Annotated in this window: 16 protein-coding genes; 8 read left to right on the top strand and 8 right to left on the bottom strand. The window is 60.3% G+C overall.

What is annotated here, in order from left to right; genetic code table 11:
* Positions 1-2: 2 nt before the first annotated feature.
* Positions 3-698: a tRNA (guanosine(18)-2'-O)-methyltransferase TrmH gene (gene trmH, locus N6G83_RS45940; RefSeq protein WP_033639122.1), complete on the top strand. Its 696-nt coding sequence runs from the start codon at positions 3-5 to the stop codon at positions 696-698.
* Entirely contained in the window at positions 695-2,776 is a 2,082-nt protein-coding gene (gene recG, locus N6G83_RS45945; protein WP_043141057.1) for an ATP-dependent DNA helicase RecG, read from the top strand. Before trmH ends, recG begins: the two co-directional genes overlap by 4 nt.
* A 42-nt stretch (positions 2,777-2,818) precedes the next feature.
* On the opposite strand, the gene gltS is transcribed toward recG, so the two are convergent.
* Positions 2,819-4,030 (bottom strand): sodium/glutamate symporter, encoded by a 1,212-nt coding sequence (gltS, locus tag N6G83_RS45950; RefSeq protein ID WP_025304708.1) that lies wholly within the window; start codon positions 4,028-4,030, stop codon positions 2,819-2,821.
* Between the two features lie 240 nt (positions 4,031-4,270).
* Between gltS and N6G83_RS45955 the strand changes: the two genes are divergently transcribed.
* Both N6G83_RS45955 and N6G83_RS45960 read left to right on the top strand, forming a co-directional pair.
* The gene (locus N6G83_RS45955) at positions 4,271-5,671 is read left to right on the top strand and encodes a nucleobase:cation symporter-2 family protein (RefSeq protein WP_060448517.1); all 1,401 of its coding nucleotides are present in this window, start codon (positions 4,271-4,273) and stop codon (positions 5,669-5,671) included.
* 128 nt (positions 5,672-5,799) lie between these two features.
* Positions 5,800-7,461: an AsmA family protein gene (locus N6G83_RS45960; protein WP_260516226.1), complete on the top strand. Its 1,662-nt coding sequence runs from the start codon at positions 5,800-5,802 to the stop codon at positions 7,459-7,461.
* Positions 7,462-7,499: 38 nt separating this feature from the next.
* Here N6G83_RS45960 and fabY read toward each other — a convergent pair whose 3' ends face one another.
* From fabY to typA, 5 genes are all read right to left on the bottom strand, one after another.
* A complete protein-coding gene (gene fabY, locus N6G83_RS45965) occupies positions 7,500-8,447 on the bottom strand; it encodes a fatty acid biosynthesis protein FabY (protein WP_025304711.1) in 948 nt (315 codons plus the stop codon).
* A gap of 21 nt (positions 8,448-8,468) precedes the next feature.
* Complete coding sequence (gene dtd / locus N6G83_RS45970) at positions 8,469-8,906, bottom strand: D-aminoacyl-tRNA deacylase (RefSeq protein WP_025304712.1); 438 nt, start codon at positions 8,904-8,906, stop codon at positions 8,469-8,471.
* Complete coding sequence (locus N6G83_RS45975; protein WP_025304713.1) at positions 8,903-9,796, bottom strand: virulence factor BrkB family protein; 894 nt, start codon at positions 9,794-9,796, stop codon at positions 8,903-8,905. The genes dtd and N6G83_RS45975 overlap by 4 nt, the downstream gene beginning before the upstream one ends.
* A gap of 51 nt (positions 9,797-9,847) precedes the next feature.
* Positions 9,848-10,438: a glucose-1-phosphatase gene (yihX, locus tag N6G83_RS45980; RefSeq protein ID WP_025304714.1), complete on the bottom strand. Its 591-nt coding sequence runs from the start codon at positions 10,436-10,438 to the stop codon at positions 9,848-9,850.
* Between the two features lie 165 nt (positions 10,439-10,603).
* Complete coding sequence (gene typA, locus N6G83_RS45985) at positions 10,604-12,427, bottom strand: ribosome-dependent GTPase TypA (RefSeq protein WP_004931243.1); 1,824 nt, start codon at positions 12,425-12,427, stop codon at positions 10,604-10,606.
* 370 nt (positions 12,428-12,797) lie between these two features.
* On the opposite strand from typA, the gene glnA reads away from it, so the two are divergent.
* The 4 genes from glnA to N6G83_RS46005 all read left to right on the top strand — a co-directional run bounded on the left by glnA (position 12,798) and on the right by N6G83_RS46005 (position 17,107).
* The gene (gene glnA, locus N6G83_RS45990; protein WP_025304715.1) at positions 12,798-14,207 is read left to right on the top strand and encodes a glutamate--ammonia ligase; all 1,410 of its coding nucleotides are present in this window, start codon (positions 12,798-12,800) and stop codon (positions 14,205-14,207) included.
* A 193-nt stretch (positions 14,208-14,400) separates the two neighbouring features.
* Complete coding sequence (glnL, locus tag N6G83_RS45995) at positions 14,401-15,450, top strand: nitrogen regulation protein NR(II) (RefSeq protein ID WP_004931246.1); 1,050 nt, start codon at positions 14,401-14,403, stop codon at positions 15,448-15,450.
* A gap of 8 nt (positions 15,451-15,458) precedes the next feature.
* The gene (gene glnG / locus N6G83_RS46000) at positions 15,459-16,871 is read left to right on the top strand and encodes a nitrogen regulation protein NR(I) (protein ID WP_025304716.1); all 1,413 of its coding nucleotides are present in this window, start codon (positions 15,459-15,461) and stop codon (positions 16,869-16,871) included.
* 113 nt (positions 16,872-16,984) lie between these two features.
* The gene (locus N6G83_RS46005) at positions 16,985-17,107 is read left to right on the top strand and encodes a YshB family small membrane protein (RefSeq protein WP_015379453.1); all 123 of its coding nucleotides are present in this window, start codon (positions 16,985-16,987) and stop codon (positions 17,105-17,107) included.
* Positions 17,108-17,141: 34 nt separating this feature from the next.
* Here the strand turns inward: N6G83_RS46005 and hemN are convergent, their stop codons facing one another.
* Together hemN and yihI are read right to left on the bottom strand one after the other, a co-directional pair.
* Positions 17,142-18,515, bottom strand: a complete 1,374-nt coding sequence (hemN, locus tag N6G83_RS46010) for an oxygen-independent coproporphyrinogen III oxidase (RefSeq protein WP_049209085.1) — start codon at positions 18,513-18,515, stop codon at positions 17,142-17,144.
* Between the two features lie 182 nt (positions 18,516-18,697).
* Positions 18,698-19,237: a Der GTPase-activating protein YihI gene (yihI, locus tag N6G83_RS46015; protein ID WP_071890410.1), complete on the bottom strand. Its 540-nt coding sequence runs from the start codon at positions 19,235-19,237 to the stop codon at positions 18,698-18,700.
* Positions 19,238-19,871: the final 634 nt, after the last annotated feature.

The raw sequence follows: 19,871 nt of genomic DNA on the forward strand, positions 1-19,871 counted from the left end.
TTATGAGTCCTGAACGCTATGCGCGGATTTGTGAAATGCTCGCGACCCGGCAGCCGGATTTGACGGTCTGCCTGGAGCAAGTGCACAAGCCGCATAACGTCTCCGCCATTATCCGCACCGCCGACGCCGTCGGCGTGCATCAGGTCCACGCCGTGTGGCCCACCACCCGCATGCGCACCCTGGTTTCCTCCGCCGCCGGCAGCAACAGCTGGGTCAGCGTTAAAACCCATCCCACCATCGGCGACGCGGTCGGTCACCTGAAAGCGCAGGGCATGCAAATTCTGGCCACCAACCTGTCTGCGCGCGCGGTCGATTTCCGCGAGGTGGACTACACCCGGCCAACCTGCGTGCTGCTCGGCCAGGAAAAAACCGGCATCACCGAAGAAGCGCTGGCGCTCGCCGATCAAGACATCGTCATTCCGATGATCGGCATGGTGCAATCGCTCAACGTCTCCGTGGCTTCGGCGCTGATCCTGTATGAGGCGCAGCGCCAGCGGCAAAACGCCGGCCTGTACCGCCGCGACAACAGCATGCTGGACGAAGAAGAGCAGCAGCGTCTGCTGTTCGAAGGCGGCTATCCGGTGCTGGCCAACGTGGCCAAACGCAAGGGGCTGCCGCGTCCGCAGATCGACGAACAGGGTCAGGTGGTCGCCAGCGCCGAATGGTGGGCGGCCATGCAGGCGACGGTGCGCAAATGAAAGGCCGCCTGCTGGATGCTGTCCCACTCACCACGCTTTCCGGGGTTGGCGCCAGCCAGGCGGGCAAACTGGCCAAGCTTGGCCTCGAGACCATTCAGGATCTGCTGCTGCACCTGCCGCTGCGCTACGAAGACCGCACCCGCCTCTATCCGATCAACGATCTGCTGCCGGGCATCTACGCCACGGTAGAAGGGGAAGTGCTGCGCAGCGACATCAGCTTCGGCCGCCGCCGCATGCTGACCTGCCAGATCAGCGACGGCACCGGCATCCTCACCATGCGCTTCTTCAACTTCAACGCCGCAATGAAGAACAGCCTGGCCACCGGCCGCCGCGTGACCGCCTACGGCGAGATCAAACGCGGCAACCACGGCGCGGAGATCATTCATCCGGAATACCGTATTCAGGGCGAAGCCAGCGAGGTCGAGCTGCAGGAGTCGCTGACGCCGGTCTACCCCACCACCGAGGGGGTGCGGCAGGCCACGCTGCGCAAGCTGACCGACCAGGCGCTGGCGCTGCTGGATACCTGCGCCATCGCCGAACTGCTGCCGCCGGAGCTGAGCGGCGGCCTGATGAGCCTGCCGCAGGCGCTACACACCCTGCATCGCCCGCCGCCGGACATTCAGCTGGCGGATCTGGAACTGGGCAAACACCCGGCGCAAAAACGCCTGATCCTCGAAGAGCTGCTGGCGCATAACCTCAGCATGCTGGCGGTGCGCGCCGGCGCGCAGAGTTATCAGGCGCAACCGCTGCTGCCGGACGATCGGCTGAAAAACCGTTTTCTCGCACAGCTGCCGTTCTCGCCGACCGGCGCGCAAACGCGCGTGGTGGCCGACATCGAAGCCGACATGCAAAAAGACTTCCCGATGATGCGGCTGGTACAGGGCGACGTCGGTTCCGGCAAAACGCTGGTGGCGGCGCTGGCGGCGCTGCGCGCCATCGCGCACGGCAAGCAGGTGGCGCTGATGGCGCCGACCGAGCTGCTGGCCGAACAGCATGCCAACAACTTCCGCCAGTGGTTCGAACCGCTGGGGCTGCAGGTCGGCTGGCTGGCGGGCAAACAGAAAGGCAAGGCGCGCATCGCGCAGCAGGAAGCCATCGCCAGCGGCCAGGTATCGATGGTGGTCGGTACCCACGCCATCTTCCAGGAGCAGGTGCAGTTCAACGGCCTGGCGCTGGTGATTATCGATGAGCAGCACCGCTTCGGGGTGCATCAGCGGCTGGCGCTGTGGGAGAAAGGCGAAGAGCAAGGCTTCCACGCCCATCAGCTGATCATGACCGCCACGCCGATCCCGCGCACGCTGGCGATGACCGCCTATGCCGATCTCGATACCTCGGTCATCGACGAGCTGCCGCCGGGCCGCACGCCGGTGACCACCGTCGCCATTCCCGATACCCGCCGCGCCGACATCATTCAACGGGTGAAAAGCGCCTGTCTGGAAGAAGGACGGCAGGCTTACTGGGTATGTACGCTGATCGAAGAGTCCGAGCTGCTGGAAGCGCAGGCGGCGGAAGCCACCTGGGAAGAATTGAAAGCCGCGCTGCCGGAGCTGAAGGTGGCGCTGGTGCACGGCCGCATGAAAGCGCAGGAAAAGCAGGCGGTGATGCAGGCGTTTAAACAGGGCGAGCTGCAGCTGTTGGTCGCCACCACGGTGATCGAGGTCGGCGTCGACGTGCCCAACGCCAGCCTGATGATCATCGAAAACCCGGAACGGCTGGGCCTGGCGCAGCTGCACCAGTTGCGCGGCCGCGTAGGGCGCGGCGCCGTGGCCTCACACTGCGTGCTGCTGTACAAAACGCCGCTGAGCAAAACCGCGCAGACGCGCCTGCAGGTGCTGCGCGACAGCAACGACGGTTTTGTCATCGCCCAGCGCGATCTGGAGATCCGCGGCCCGGGCGAGCTGCTCGGCACCCGCCAGACCGGCAGCGCCGAATTCAAGGTGGCAGACCTGTTGCGCGACCAGGCGATGATCCCCGAAGTGCAACGCGTCGCCCGCCATCTCCATCAGCACTACCCGGAACACGCCCAGGCGCTGATCGAACGCTGGCTGCCGGAGAAGGCGCGCTACTCCAACGCATAAAAAAGGGCGCCGCAGGCGCCCTTCTCATGATGACTCGCGATATCACCCCACCGCCGGGAACACCGGCAGCAGCAGATACAGCTTGATAACGATGGCGTTGGCGATATCGATAAAGAACGCTCCCACCATCGGCACCACCAGAAATGCCAGGTGCGACGGGCCGAAGCGATCGGTGATCGCCTGCATGTTGGCGATCGCCGTCGGCGTGGCGCCCATGCCGAAACCGCAGTGGCCGGCGGCCAGCACCGCCGCGTCGTAGTTCTTGCCCATCACCCGGTAGGTAACAAAGATCGCGTACAGCGCCATCACCAGCGTCTGCACCGCCAGGATCGCCAGCATCGGTAACGCCAGCGAAGCCAGCTCCCACAGGCGCAGGCTCATCAACGCCATCGCCAGGAACAGCGACAGGCTGACGTTACCCAGCACCGATACCGCCCGCTCGAACACGGTATAGAAACCGGTGAAGGCCAGCGTGTTGCTGAGGATCACCCCGACGAACAGCACGCAAACGAAGTTAGGCAGCTCAAACACCGTGCCGTTCAGCAGGCCGGCAATCAGCTGCCCCAGGCTCAGACAGATGGCGATCATGGCGATGGTTTCGATCATCACCAGCGAGGTGATCAGGCGGCCGCTTTCCGGCTTCTCGAAACCGCTCGGCTGCACGCTGTCTTCCGGCGTGCCTTCCGGCGTAGAGGAGTGTTTGACCAGATAGCGCGCCACCGGGCCGCCGATCAGGCCGCCCAGCACCAGGCCGAAGGTGGCACAGGCCATGGCGACTTCCGTCGCGTTTTCAAAGCCGTAGCGCTCGATGAACAGCTTGCTCCAGGCCGCCCCGGTGCCGTGGCCGCCCGACAGGGTGATCGACCCGGCGATCAGGCCCATCAACGGATCCAACCCCAGCATTTTCGCCATGCCGATGCCGATGGCGTTCTGCACCAACAGCAGCCCCAGCACCACGAACAGGAATACCATCAGCGCCTTGCCGCCGGCGCGCAACCGCGCCAGGTTGGCGTTCAGCCCGATAGTGGCGAAAAAGGCCAGCATCAGCGGATCCTTCAGCGACATGTCAAAGCTGATTTCCCAGTTGGCGAACTTTTTCAGGGCTAACAACAGAAGGGCCACCAGCAAACCGCCGGCGACGGGGGCAGGAATGGTATATTTTCGCAGCAGAGGAATGCTTCTGACGCACTTGCCCCCGAGGAGCAAAACCAGCGTCGCGGCGACTAACGTGCCATAAGTATCAAGATGAAACATCCAGGTACTCCATGTAAGGGAAAAGATCCAAATAAAAATAATAAGTTATAGAAAACCACTGAGTTTTTAAACTTGATGAGTCCAGGATTAGAAGTAAAAAACGCTAAGATGACAAGAAAAAATGAATGAAAATGCGACATAAACAGGAAAGTTGACAATATAATATTTAGGCGCAACCGTTTGCTTTTGCGGGGCGGCGCATTAAAATGCCTGCTTTGCCGTATCTGGAAACGCCACACCATGAGCATGTCATCCTCCGAGCTTGATGCCACACGCCAAGCCGCCTCAGAATCCCGCGCCAGCGAACTGATTTATCGCCTCGAAGACCGCCCGCCGCTGCCGCAAACGCTGTTTGCCGCCGGCCAGCATCTTCTGGCGATGTTCGTTGCGGTGATCACTCCGGCGCTGCTGATCTGCCAGGCGCTGGGCCTGCCGGCGCAGGATACCCAGCACATCATCAGCATGTCGCTGTTCGCCTCCGGCCTGGCTTCCATTCTGCAAATCAAAACCTGGGGGCCGGTGGGTTCCGGTCTACTGTCGATTCAGGGCACCAGCTTCAACTTCGTTTCGCCGCTGATCATGGGCGGTCTGGCGCTGAAAAACGGCGGCGCCGACGTGCCGACCATGATGGCCGCGCTGTTCGGCACCCTGATGGTCGCTTCTTGCACCGAAATTTTGCTGTCGCGCGTGCTGCATCTGGCACGCCGCATCATCACCCCGCTGGTTTCCGGCATCGTGGTGATGATCATTGGCCTGTCGCTGATTCAGGTCGGTTTGACCTCGATCGGCGGCGGTTATGCCGCGATGAACGATCACAGCTTCGGCTCACCGAAAAACCTGCTGCTGGCCGGCGCGGTGCTGGCGATCATCATCCTGCTGAACCGCCAGCGCAACCCTTACCTGCGCGTCGCTTCATTGGTGATCGCCATGGCGGTCGGCTATCTGTTGGCCTGGGCGATGGACATGCTGCCCGCCGACGCTCCGGCGGCACCCACGGCGGCGATCACTATTCCCACGCCGCTCTATTACGGCCTGGGCTTCGACTGGAACCTGCTGCTGCCGCTGATGCTGATCTTTATGGTCACCTCGCTGGAAACCATCGGCGACATCACCGCCACCTCTGACGTCTCCGAACAGCCGGTCAGCGGGCCGCTGTACATGAAGCGTCTAAAAGGGGGCGTACTGGCCAACGGCCTGAACTCGATGCTGTCGGCGGTGTTCAACACCTTCCCCAACTCCTGCTTCGGCCAGAACAACGGCGTGATCCAGCTGACCGGCGTCGCCAGCCGCTATGTCGGCTTTGTGGTGGCGCTGATGCTGATCGCGCTGGGGCTGTTCCCGGCGGTGGCCGGCTTCGTGCAGCACATCCCCGAGCCGGTACTGGGCGGCGCGACCATCGTGATGTTCGGCACCATCGCCGCCTCCGGCGTGCGCATCGTGTCGCGCGAGCGCCTGAACCGCCGCGCCATCATGATCATGGCGCTGTCGCTGGCCGTCGGCATGGGCGTCTCCCAGCAGCCGCTGATCCTGCAGTTCGCGCCGGACTGGCTGAAAACCCTGCTCTCTTCCGGCATCGCCGCCGGCGGCATTACCGCCATCGTGCTGAACCTGGTGTTCCCGCAGGAACACGAGAAAAAGTAACCCGCCCATTGGCGTTCAAACGGCCGCTTGCGGCCGTTTTTTATTGTCTATCAGACCATTGCCCTTGAGATGCCCGGCCAATTGCGGCATAAACAGGGTATCTTTTTTGACCGATGCGGATGTAGACGATGAAATTTATCGGAAAGCTGTTGCTGACGTTGCTGCTGCTGATCGTGCTGGCGGTGGTGGTGCTGTACCTGGTCGGGCAAACCCGCTGGGCGGCAGGCCGCCTGAGTGCCTGGATCAGCGACAACAGCGAATACCGCCTGTCGATAGGAAAAATCACCCATTCGTGGAGCCAACCGGACCAGATCGGTCTGGAAGACGTGCAGCTGGCGCGCAGCGGCCAGCCGCAGGCGCTGGTTGCCAAACGCGTCGATCTCGGCCTCAGCCTGCGCCAAATCACCGAGCCGCGCTATTTTCACAGCGTCACGCTGCGCGACGGCACGCTGAACGTGCAGCCACAGGCGGCGGCGTTGCCTGTACAGGCCGACGTGCTGCAGTTGAGCAACATGGCGCTGCAGTCCAACGATAACGAGTGGCAGCTCAACGCGCAGCAGGTCACTGCCGGCATCACGCCGTGGCGCCCGCTGGCCGGCCATCTGCTGGGGGACAACAACCAGTTTCAGTTCAGCGCCGGTTCGATGACGCTGAACGGCATCCCCGCCTCGAAGGTGTTGGTGCAGGGGGAGCAAAAGCAGGGCCAACTGCTGTTGAACAACTTCGGCGCCGATCTGGCGCAGGGCGACCTGACCGGCGTGGCCAGCCGCGCCGCCGACGGCAGCTGGCGGGTGGAGCGCCTGCGGCTGAGCGGCGTGCGCCTGCAGACCCCGTTGACGTTGGCGGAATTCATGCGGCGCTTCACCGCTCTGCCGCCGGTCACCCTCAAGCGTTTCGATCTTATCGACGCGCGCCTGGAAGGCAAGGCATGGGCGGTTAACGATCTCGATTTGTCGCTGCAAAACGTCAGCGTCGAAAAAGGCGACTGGCGCAGCGAAGACGGCTCGCTCAACTTCAACGCCAGCGACGTGATCAACGGCGGTTTCCACCTGATCGATCCGATCGCCACCCTGCGGCTCTCTTCCGCCGGCATCGCCATTCAGCAATTCACCACCCGCTGGGAAGGCGGGCTGCTGCGCACCTCCGGCAACTGGCTGCGCGCCGGCAAACGCCTGCAGCTGGATGAAGTGGCCATGGCGGCGCTAGAGTACACCCTGCCGATAGACTGGCGCGAGCTGTGGCTGAAACCGCTGCCGGGCTGGCTGGCGGAGGTGTACGTCACCAAGCTGACCACCAACCGCAATCTGATCATCGATATCAACCCGGCATTCCCATTCCAGATCACCGCGCTGGACGGTTACGGCAGCAACCTGCTGCTGGCGCGCGACCACCAGTTGGGCATTTGGTCCGGTTCGCTAAACCTGAACGGCAGCGAGGCCACCTTCAACAAAATCGACGTGCGGCGCCCTTCGCTGGCGCTGAACGCCGACGCCAACCAGATCACCGTCACCGAGCTCAGCGCCTTTATGCCCAATGGGTTGCTGGAGGCCAAAGCGACCGTCGATCAGCTGCCGGGCAAGCCGTTCCAGCTGACGCTGCACGGCCGTTCGGTACCGATCAATACCTTGCAGCAATGGGGATGGCAGCCGGTGCCGCTGACGGGCGACGGCAACCTTGAGCTGCAGTTGAAAGGGCTGCTGAACAGCGACGGGCCGTTCAAGGCCTCATTGAAAGGCAATCTGCAGGCCACCGCCGGCGACGGCCAAGCGGTGAACCAACAACTGCCGTAATGCACTGCGCGGCCCGCCCTCAGGGCAGGGCCGCCACCCTACTCTTCCAGCGCTTCAGAGCCACCCTGATCCAGCGGCACATCCGGCTCAGCCGGCAACACCATGTAGGTGCCTTCGAATACCGCGCCCTTATCCTCGTCGCCGAACAGATGCACTTCGGCGTGCACGCGCGCGCGGCGGCCGCGCGCCAGACGCGCCAAATCGCCGCTCAGCGAGCCCAGATCCGCCACCGCACGCGGCCTGCCGGTAATCGGTTTGCTGTAGCGAATGTGCGCGTCCGCCAGAATGATGGTGCCGCCGAGATGGCGCTCGCGCAGCAGCAGCCAAATCAGCCCCCAGGCGGTCAGCGTCGCCAGCGAGAACAGGCTGCCGGCGAACAGCGTGTGGTGCGGATTCTGGTTGCCGATCTCCGGCATGGTGGTGACGAAGCGCTGGCCGGTGTATTGGCTGATGCGCACGCCCATCTTTTCGCTCAGCGGAATGTGTTCATACCAGGCCTGCTGCAATTGGCCGCACCAATCAGGGCGATGCAGGATATCGTCCAGCGTCGCCACCGGTTTGATCATTAAAAAGTGACGGATCGGGGTGGTCTGCGGCGCGGTGATCTCGCCCTGATTGACGAAGCCCAGCTTGGCGAAGAAATCCACCGCGTCTTCACGGGCGCTGCACACCACCCGCTTCACGCCTTCCTGCCGCGCGACGGACTCCAGCGTTATCGCCACCAGCGTTCCCAACCCTTTATCCTGCAACGTCGGGTCTACCGCTAGAAAACGGATCGCCGCCTCGTTGTCAGCATTGATATACAGCCGCCCGATGGCGACAATTTTACCGGCCTCGTCCACCACCATTTGGTGATGGGCCATGGCGTCATAGGCATCCTTTTCCGAACCCACCGGCTGGTGCAGCGGCTTACGCAGCATTTCCCAGCGAAACTGGTAATACTCCTTCAGTTCTTGCTCTGTTACGGGTACTCGTAGGTGATACATAGACGCCTGTTCTCCGAATGCTTAGACCTGTAGCCAGAATGTCACCGGACCATCGTTGACTAGCGCCACCTGCATGTCGGCGGCGAACTCGCCGGTCTGGGTCTCTACGCCGCGTTCACGGCATTGGCCTACAAAATATTGATACAACCGATCGGCTTCCTGCGGCGCGGCGCCGCGCGAAAAGCTGGGCCGCATGCCCTTCTGGGTGTCCGCCGCCAGGGTGAACTGCGAAACGACCAGCACGCTGCCCCCGGCCTGCTGGACGTTGAGATTCATCTTGTCGTTTTCGTCGCCGAAAATGCGGTATCCCAACACGCGTTCGCACAGGCGCTGCGCTTTTTGCTCGTTATCGCCCTGCTCCACGCCCAATAACACTAACAAACCGGGGCCAATCTTGCCTACTGTCTCGCCACCCACCGTGACGCTGGCGTTTAACACCCGTTGAATCAACGCAATCATTCCTGCTGCCCTTCTGGTTTTTGTTCCTGTTGCTCCGCCTTCTGCCGACGGTAGTCGCGGTATTCGCCGATGGTCACGGTGATTTCCGCACCGAGTAACACGATACACCAGCTCCAATAGACCCACAGGAATAAAATCGGGATCACCGCCAGCACGCCGTAAATCAGCTGATAGGAGGGGAACATGGTGACGTACAGCGCGAATCCCTTCTTGCCCAGTTCGAACAGCAATCCGGCCACCACCGCGCCAATCAGTGCATCTTTGGGCGGCACGCGCACCGTCGGCACGATGCAATACAGCAGCCAGAAGGAGATGCAGGACAAAATCAGCGGGAAGATGCGCAGCACCTGATCCACCAGGCCATTGACGCCGGTCTGCGCCAACCAGTTGAGCGACAGCAGGTAAGAACTGATGGCCATGCTGGCGCCCACCAGCAGCGGCCCCAGCGTCAGCACCATCCAGTACACGGCAAAGGAGAAGACGATCGGCCGCTTGTTCTTGCTGCGCCAGATAGTGTTCAGCACGCTGTCCACCGAGGAAATCAACAGCAGCGCGGTAACGATCAGCCCGCAGGTGCCGACGGCGGTCATCTTGTTGGAATTGGCGACGAACTGTTCCAGGTAGTTCTGGATCACATTGCCGGCGGCCGGCACGAAATTGGAAAAGATAAAGCTCTTCAGCTGTTCGCTGATGTCGGAAAACATCGGGAAAGCGGCGAACAGGGCGAACACCACGGTGACCAGCGGCACCAGCGACAGCAGGGAAACGTAGGCGAGATGGCCCGCCAACATCGTCAGGCCATCGTGGTCGATGCGTTGGTACAGCAGCCGTCCGAAGGTGACGCTTGGCTTAATCGCAGAGGGTAGCTTCTTGCGGCGGAAAAACGACATGGTCACTCCTTGATGTCCGTTGATACGCCTTAAGCTTAACGCGCCCTGTGCTCATTGAGCAAAATAGGCCGGCACCACGTCGCGATCGGTGACGTGCACCGTCTTGATCCCCAGCGCCTGCGCGGCGAGGACGTTCGCCGGGTGATCGTCAAAGAACACCGCGTCGGCGGCAGCGGTGTTTTCCGCGGCCAGCACATGCTGGTAGATGTTGGCTTCCGGTTTGCGCATGCCGAGATCTTGCGACAAATAGAGATGATCGGCGGCGGCAGCCACTTCAGGGTAATGCTGCGGCCAGTAATTGCAGTGCAAACGGTTGGTGTTCGACAGCACCACCACCCGGTGACCTTCGTTGCGCAGGCGCTGCATGATGTCGATCACCTCCGGGCGCAGCGCGACGAATACCGCCTGCCAACCGGTGGCGAACTGCTCAAAGCTGAGCGCGATGCCCATTTCATCGCACAGTTTGCCGGCGAAGTCTTCATCGCTGATTTCACCGCGTTCATGCTGCTGGAACACCTCACCCATGGTGAAACGATCGGACAGCACCGCCAACGGCGTGCCGCTCAAATTGCTCCACACGCCCAGCACACGCTTGAAATCGATATCGACGATCACATTACCTAAATCAAAGATATACAGCATAGTCCTCTCCTATGGGCCGGTGAGATTTCACTGTAGCGGGAAAAGGAACAGCTGAACAGGGAGCGAACGGAAAAGCGCATAGCGCGCCGCACAAACGGGGAACAACAGAGGAAAAAACTCAGGGCGCGAGAACCGCGCCCTAAGCATGAGACACTCAATCAGCGATTAAGCGTCTTTAGGACCGCGGCTGGCACGCTTACGATCGTTTTCCGTCAGGTGACGCTTACGGATACGGATCGAGGTTGGCGTCACTTCTACCAGTTCGTCGTCATCGATGAACTCCAGAGCTTGCTCCAGGGTCATTTTGATGGCCGGAACCAGGGTAGTCGCTTCGTCAGTACCGGAAGCACGCATGTTGGTCAGCTTCTTACCGGTCAGGCAGTTTACGGTCAGGTCGTTGGAACGTGAGTGAATACCGATGATCTGGCCTTCATACACTTCCGCACCGTGGCCCAGGAACAGCTTGCCGCGATCCTGCAGGCCGAACAGCGCGAACGCGACCGCTTTGCCCTGGCCGTTGGAAATCAGCACGCCGTTCTGACGCTGGCCCACTTCGCCCGGACGCACGTCGTCGTAGTGGCTGAAGGTGGAGTACAGCAGACCGGTACCCGAAGTCATGGTCATGAATTCGTTACGGAAGCCGATCAGACCGCGGCTTGGGATCACGTAGTCGAGACGTACGCGGCCCTTACCGTCCGGATCCATGTTTTTCAGGTCAGCTTTACGCTCGCCCATCGCCTGCATCACGGAACCCTGATGCTGCTCTTCGATATCCAGCGTTACGTTCTCGAATGGCTCCTGCTTGCGGCCATCGATTTCGCGGAAGATAACTTTCGGACGGGAAACCGCCAGCTCGAAACCTTCACGGCGCATGTTTTCGATCAGCACCGACAGGTGCAGTTCACCACGGCCGGAGACGCGGAAGGCGTCCGCATCGTCGGTTTCTTCAACGCGCAGCGCTACGTTGTGCACCAGCTCTTTGTTCAGACGGTCAAGGATCTGACGCGACGTCACGTACTTACCTTCTTTACCGCAGAACGGCGAGGTGTTGACGTTGAAGAACATGGTGACGGTCGGTTCGTCGACGGACAGCGCCGGCAGCGCTTCTACGGCATTGGTGTCGCAGATGGTGTCAGAGATGTTCAGCTCGCCCAGGCCGGTGATGGCGATGATATCGCCCGCTTCCGCCAGGGTGCTGTCGATACGCTCCAGACCCAGGTGACCCAGCACTTTACCCACTTTACCGTTGCGAGTTTTACCTTCGCTGTCGATGATGGTGACCTGCTGGTTCGGCTTCACTTTACCGCGCTTGATGCGGCCGATGCCGATAACGCCCAGGTAGTTGTTGTAGTCCAACTGGGAGATCTGCATCTGGAATGGCGCTTCCAGCTCAACCTGCGGCGCAGACACATGGTCGACGATCGCCTGATACAGCGGGGTCATGTCTTCCGCCATGTCGGTGTGATCGACGCCGGCGATGCCGTTCAGCGCAGAAGCGTAGATGATCGGGAAGTCGAGCTGCTCGTCGGTCGCGTCGAGGTTCACGAACAGGTCGAACACCTGATCCACAACCCAGTCAGGGCGCGCGCCAGGGCGGTCAACCTTGTTGATGACCACGATCGGCTTCAGACCGTTGGCGAAGGCCTTCTTGGTCACGAAGCGGGTTTGCGGCATAGGGCCATCCATTGCATCCACAACCAGCAGCACCGAGTCAACCATCGACATCACGCGCTCTACCTCACCGCCGAAGTCGGCGTGTCCTGGGGTATCCACGATGTTGATACGGTAACCATTCCAATTAATGGCGGTGTTTTTTGCGAGGATGGTAATCCCACGCTCTTTCTCCAAATCGTTGGAGTCCATTACGCGTTCGGTGGCTTCCGCACGCTCTCCGAAAGTACCGGATTGTTGCAGCAGCTTGTCAACCAGGGTGGTTTTACCATGGTCAACGTGGGCAATAATGGCGATGTTACGCAAATTTTCGATCACAGCTTTGCCTCGGGCATTAGAAATAGCGCGCTATTGTACACGTATTAAGCGAGGGACTAAACAAGATCACAACCATCTCTTATAAACAACCGCGTACCGGTCAGTTTGTGATCCCTTTCACGGTGCAAAAAGCCGCAATCGTTGCACTTTTGCACCATTTCGGTGCCCACGCTCACCCCAATTGCACCATGGCGGTGCAATTTATCGCTGATGGTGCATACTGTGGCTGGGTAAAACCCGCGCAGAAAGGCGATGAACGCCTTTTTAAAAAGTTGGCACGCTTTTCGCTTTAGTCTTTTCAAGGCGAAAAAAAGCCAGTTCCACAGATTCGTTCCACGACGACGACAATGATAAACCGGGAGAGTTAAGTATGTCCGCTGAACACGTTTTGACGATGCTGAATGAGCATGAAGTGAAATTCGTAGACCTGCGTTTCACTGACACCAAGGGTAAGGAACAGCACGTGACTATCCCGGCTCATCAGGTAAACGCCGACTTCTTCGAAGAAGGCAAAATGTTTGACGGCTCCTCTATCGGTGGTTGGAAGGGCATCAACGAATCTGACATGGTACTGATGCCGGATGCCAGCACGGCGGTTCTGGATCCGTTCTTCGAAGAACCAACGCTGATCATTCGCTGCGACATTCTCGAGCCGGGCACCATGCAAGGCTACGATCGCGACCCGCGTTCCATCTCCAAACGCGCCGAAGATTTCCTGCGCTCCTCCGGCATCGCGGACACCGTCCTGTTCGGGCCAGAGCCTGAATTCTTCCTGTTCGACGACATTCGCTTCGGCAGCAGCATCCGCGGTTCCCACGTGGCCATCGACGACATCGAAGGCGCCTGGAACTCCGGCACAAAATACGACGGCGGCAACAAAGGCCACCGTCCGGCGGTGAAAGGCGGTTACTTCCCGGTTCCACCGGTCGACTCTTCGCAGGATCTGCGTTCCACCATGTGTTTGACCATGGAAGAGATGGGCCTGGTGGTTGAAGCGCACCACCACGAAGTGGCGACCGCCGGTCAGAACGAAGTGGCAACCCGCTTCAACACCATGACCAAAAAAGCCGACGAAATTCAGATCTACAAATACGTGGTGCATAACGTGGCACACGCCTTCGGTAAAACCGCGACCTTCATGCCGAAGCCTATGTTCGGCGACAACGGTTCCGGCATGCACTGCCACATGTCGCTGTCCAAGAACGGCACCAACCTGTTCGCCGGCGACAAATACGGCGGCCTGTCTGAAACCGCGCTGTTCTACATCGGCGGCATCATCAAGCACGCCAAGGCGATCAACGCGCTGGCCAACCCGACCACCAACTCGTACAAGCGTCTGGTACCGGGCTACGAAGCGCCGGTGATGCTGGCCTACTCCGCCCGTAACCGCTCCGCGTCCATCCGTATCCCGGTGGTCGCCAGCCCGAAAGCGCGCCGCATCGAAGCCCGCTTCCCGGATCCGGCGGCTAACCCATACCTGTGCTTCGCCGCACTGCTGATGGCCGGCCTGGACGGCATCATCAACAAGATCCACCCTGGCGACGCCATGGACAAAAACCTGTACGACCTGCCGCCGGAAGAAGAAGCCGAGATCCCAAAAGTGGCCGGCTCGCTGGACGAGGCGATGGCCGCACTGAACGAAGACCGCGAGTTCCTGACCCGCGGCGGCGTGTTCACCGACGATGCGATCGATGCCTACATCGAACTGCGCAAAGAAGAGATGGACCGCGTTCGTATGACGCCACACCCGGTTGAGTTCGAACTGTACTACAGCGTCTAAGCCCTACCCGCGCCGTCTGCGCAGGCGGACGGCGCCCATATTTTTGTTATCGCTTTTTTGTTGCCGTGGAAACTTTCAGCCCATCTTCGGATGGGTTTTTTTCTCCACCGTATTTTCTGCAAAACTATTCCATACCGCGCCGATCCCGGATGGAGTAGGATAGATGCACTAAAAAGGTGCAGGAGTCTGCTGTATGGCAACTGGCAAGCTGCCCGATGCTGGGCAGATCCTCAATTCACTCATCAACAGCATCCTGCTGTTGGATGACTCTCTGGCGGTTCACTACGCCAACCCGGCGGCACAGCAGCTGCTGGCGCAAAGCTCCCGCAAGCTGTTCGGCACGCCGCTGCCCGATTTGCTCGGTTATTTTTCGCTGAACGTCTCTCTGATGCGTGAAAGCCTGCGCGCCGGGCAGGGCTTCACGGACAACGAAGTGACCCTGGTGGTCGACGGCCGCGCGCATATCCTTTCCCTGACCGCTCAGGCGCTGCCGGAAGGCTATATCCTGGTCGAGCTGGCGCCGATGGACAATCAGCGCCGCCTGAGCCAGGAACAGCTGCAACATGCCCAACAGGTGGCAGCCCGCGATCTGGTGCGCGGTTTGGCGCACGAAATTAAAAACCCGCTGGGCGGCCTGCGCGGCGCAGCGCAGCTGCTGGCCAAAGCGCTGCCCGATCCGGCGCTGACCGAATACACCAAGGTGATCATTGAGCAGGCCGATCGGCTGCGTAATCTGGTGGATCGTCTGCTCGGGCCGCAGCGGCCCGGCCAGCATATTACCCAGAGCATTCATCAGGTCGCGGAGCGCGTCTGCCAACTGGTGTCCCTGGAAATGCCGGATAACGTCACGCTGGTGCGCGACTACGATCCGAGTCTGCCGGAAATGGCTCATGACCCGGATCAGATAGAACAGGTGCTGCTGAACATCACCCGCAATGCGCTGCAGGCGCTGGGCGAGGCGGGCGGCACCATCACGCTGCGCACCCGCACCGCGTTTCAGATTACGTTGCACGGTACCCGCTACCGCCTGGCGGCACGTATCGACGTCGAAGACGACGGCCCCGGCGTGCCGGCGCAGCTGCAGGACACGCTGTTCTACCCGATGGTCAGCGGCCGTGAAGGCGGTACCGGCCTGGGATTATCCATCGCCCGCAATCTGATCGATCAGCATTGCGGAAAAATTGAATTCAACAGTTGGCCAGGTCATACCGAATTCTCGGTCTACCTGCCCATTCGTCAGTGAGGTTTGCTATGCAACGAGGGATAGTCTGGATCGTCGATGACGATAGCTCCATCCGCTGGGTGCTTGAGCGCGCGCTCACCGGCGCGGGCCTGAGCTGCGCCACCTTCGAAGGCGGCAATGACGTGCTGGAAGCCTTGGCCACGCAAACCCCCGACGTGCTGCTATCCGACATCCGCATGCCGGGTATAGACGGTCTGGCGCTGCTCAAACAGATCAAACAGCGCCATCCAATGCTGCCGGTGATCATCATGACCGCGCATTCGGATTTGGACGCCGCCGTCAGCGCCTATCAGCAAGGGGCCTTCGACTACCTGCCGAAGCCGTTCGACATCGACGAAGCAGTGGCGCTGGTCGAGCGCGCCATCAGCCATTATCAGGAGCAGCAGCAGCCGGTGCGCAGCCAGCCGGCCAGCGATCCGGCGGCGGACATCATCGGCGAAGCGCCGGCGATGCAGGACGTATTTCGCATCATCGGCCGGCTCTCGCGTTCGTCGATCAGCGTGCTGATCAACGGCGAATCCGGCACCGGCAAAGAGCTGGTGGCGCATGCGCTGCACCGCCACAGCCCGCGCGCCAAGTCGCCGTTCATCGCCCTGAACATGGCTGCCATCCCCAAAGACCTGATCGAGTCGGAGCTGTTTGGCCACGAGAAAGGCGCCTTCACCGGTGCGAACCAAATCCGTCAGGGACGCTTTGAACAGGCCGACGGCGGCACGCTGTTCCTCGACGAGATCGGCGATATGCCGCTCGACGTGCAAACGCGCCTGCTGCGGGTGCTGGCGGACGGCCAGTTCTACCGGGTCGGCGGCTATGCGCCGGTGAAGGTCGACGTGCGCATTATCGCCGCCACGCACCAAAACCTGGAGCTGCGGGTACAGGAAGGCAAGTTCCGCGAAGACCTGTTCCATCGCCTGAACGTGATCCGCGTACACCTGCCGCCGCTGCGCGAGCGCCGGGAAGACATCCCGCGGCTGGCGCGCCACTTCCTGCAGATCGCCGCCAAAGAGTTAGGCGTCGAGGCCAAGAACCTGCATCCGGAAACCGAAACCGCGCTGACCCGCCTGCCCTGGCCGGGCAACGTGCGCCAGCTGGAGAATACCTGCCGCTGGCTGACGGTGATGGCCGCCGGGCAAGAGGTGCTGATTCAGGATCTGCCGAGCGAACTGTTCGAAACCGCCGCGCCGGAGAGCCCCAGCCACAGCCTGCCGGACAGCTGGGCCACGCTGCTGGCTCAGTGGGCCGATCGCGCGCTGCGTTCCGGTCATCAAAACCTGCTGTCGGAAGCGCAGCCGGAGATGGAGCGTACGCTGCTCACCACCGCCCTACGCCACACCCAGGGGCACAAACAGGAAGCCGCACGCCTGCTGGGCTGGGGGCGTAATACTCTGACCCGCAAGCTCAAAGAGCTGGGCATGGAATAGGAGCGTGGGTGGATGATGAAAAACGCAGTCCGGCGCACAAAAAAACGCCAACCTCAGGCTTTACAGCCGGAGCGGGCGCAGTATGATCGTGTCGCACACTCTGGAGGTTGACGATGCTGGACTCATTCATCGTGTTCATTTCTCAGGGCGCGGAGCTGGGCTCTGCTGCCAGCCACACCCCGCAGGCGGCGGTCGCCGCGGTGTTGTGCGCCGCGCTGATTAACTTCTTCAGTTAAAAAAACAGCCGCATCAGCGGCTGTTTTTTCATCCTCAGATCACCCGAGAGAACTGCTGGCTGCGCGCCTGTTGACGCAGATAGCGGTCGAAGCACATGCAGATATTGCGGATCAGCAAGCGCCCGCGCGGCGTGACGCGAATGCCTTGCTCGTCGCGCTCCACCAGCCCATCGCGTTCAAACGGCGCCAGCAGCTGCAGGTCTTCGGCGAAGTAAGCGGTGAAATCGATGCCGTATTGCCGTTCAAGCGGCTGATACGCCAATCGGAAGTTACAGATCAGCGTTTTGATCAGATCGCGCCGCAGGCAATCGTCGTCCGTCAGCGCCAGCCCGCGCCACAGCGCGTTGCCCTGCGCCTGCACGCTGTCATAGTAACGCTTCAGCTCTTTCTGGTTCTGCGCATAGCTGTCGCCGAGCATGCTGATGGCCGACACGCCCAGCCCCAGCAGATCGCTGTCGCCCTGAGTGGTGTAGCCCTGGAAATTGCGGTGCAGCTTGCCTTCGCGTTGGGCGATCGCCAGCTCGTCGTCCGGGCGGGCAAAGTGATCCATGCCGATGAACTGATAGCCGGCGTCGGTCAGGAACGCGATGCTCTGCTGGAGGATATCCAACTTCTGCTGCGCGCCCGGCAGATCGGCGTCTTTGATTTTGCGCTGGGCGGCGAACAAGTTGGGCATATGCGCGTAGTTGAACACGCTGAGGCGATCGGGATTCAGCTCAGCCACCCGCTGCAGCGTGAAAGCGAAGCTTTCCGGCGTCTGTTTCGGCAGGCCGTAGATCAGATCGATATTGGTTGAGCGGAAGCCCAGCGCTTTGGCCCGCTCGATCAGGGCGAAAATAAAGGCTTCGTCCTGCTCGCGGTTGACCAGCTGCTGCACCTGCTTGTTGAAATCCTGTACCCCCATGCTCAGACGGTTAAAGCCTTCAGCGCGTAAATGATCGAGCACATCCAGCTCTATCTCGCGCGGATCGACCTCGATCGACATCTCCGCATCGGGCAGGAAATCAAAGTGTTCGCGCAGCAACGCCACCAGCCGGCTGATTTGCGCTTTGTCCAGGTAGGTTGGCGTACCGCCGCCCCAGTGCATCTGGCCGACTTTACGGCCGGCGAACAGCGGCGCACGGCTGGCGATCTCTTGCGCCAAAACGTTCAGATATTCGTCGGCCTTGTGCGTCTGGCGCGTCACCAGCTTGTTGCAGCCGCAGAAGTAGCACAGCTTATGGCAGAAGGGGATATGCACGTACAGCGACAGCGGTCGCTCAGGATAGCGCGCAGCGGCGCGTTGAAACGCCGCTTCGTCGTAGCACTGGTTAAACTCCAGCGCCGTGGGGTATGAGGTATAACGCGGCCCTGAGTAGTTATATTTTTGGATCAGGGCCAAATCCCAGACAATCGTCTGCTCTGACATGCTCACTCCTTCCGATATCTTTTTCTACCGGGCCGGGAGAGAGGCGGTTGTCTGCGCTGTCTGGCCACGGAAGCACTGCGAAAACGCGCTTTGCGCTTAGACAGCCGCCATAGTTTACCGAATAACCACAGCAGATAACACATCAAGAGTAGGGCTATTGTCGGGATTAGCCACATGGCGCGTTAAAAGGCGTCTTTCGGATTGCCGCCTTTCAGCAGCTTCAGAATATCTTCCTGCTTCTCTTCTTCTTCGTCGTCGTCTTCACCCAGTTCGATACCCAACACGTCCATCAGCACATCGATGCGATCCAGCGTCTTGTCGACATACGCTTGCTCTTCCGCGTTCAGCGTTTCGCCGTCGTCGATGCGATCCAGCAGCGCGTTCAGGCGTTCGTCATTTTCCAGCTTCGCCAGCTCTTCTTCCGGCGACAGGCGCGGTTTCGCTTCGGCCTTCGGCTTCGGCTGCGGTTTAGCCTTCACTTTGGTCTCGTCGACCACCAGCGCAACCGGCACTTTACTGCCGATACGCGGATCTTTGGCTGCCGCCGCCGATTTGTTTTTCTGGCTGCCGGACTCGACCTGGGTGCGCGAACCGGAAGCGAGGCCGCGGCGCTTTTTCAGGCGTTTGCGCTCGCGCGCTTCCTGATCGAGCTCCATACGGCTTTTCTTTTTCGTTTTTGACTTCGCCGCGCTGCCGCGAGGTGCTTTTGATGGCTGGTTCATAGCGTGTGCTCTTAGGTATGTAGATTCAGTATAGAATTGCGGCGGAATCTAGCAGAAAGCGGACAAAGAAAAAAGGCGGCAGGTTAAACCTGCCGCCTATTTCGCACCTTCTCGCGAAGGGTATTCCTGTTACGCGCTCCTTGCGTACATGCAACATCCCGGTTTTTCCCTCTGCTATAACCGCATTCCCTGCCACTACGTCCTTCATCCTGAAAGAAAAATCGTCCATGGCGCAATCCATTCGCATCCGCTCTTCCCGAGCGCGCTTCCTGCGGGCATCCAAATTGCCGATACTTCACCATCCGATGTGCCTGCCGCCTATTCCGGTGCGAAAGGGTCACTTCCTTTTGCGTTCATCCTGGCACTCATTGCACGCCCTGTGCGTTCCCTGAGATTTGTCATCCTTCCCGGATGTTCCCTAATCCTGCGCAACCCTGCGTTAACGACTACTTTACGTTATTGTTGCGAAGGCTCAAGGCACCTGACGCCGATTTGGACAACATTTCCCTACAACGAAAAAACAACATGTTGTTTTTAAAATAAAAAAAGAAATATTACTTTCGAATAAAGCGACATTACCCGCGATTCGAATGGCAAATGTCTCACAATGCACGCGCGGCATAACTGCCGTTTT

The organism is Serratia sp. PL7 (assembly GCF_945957435.1).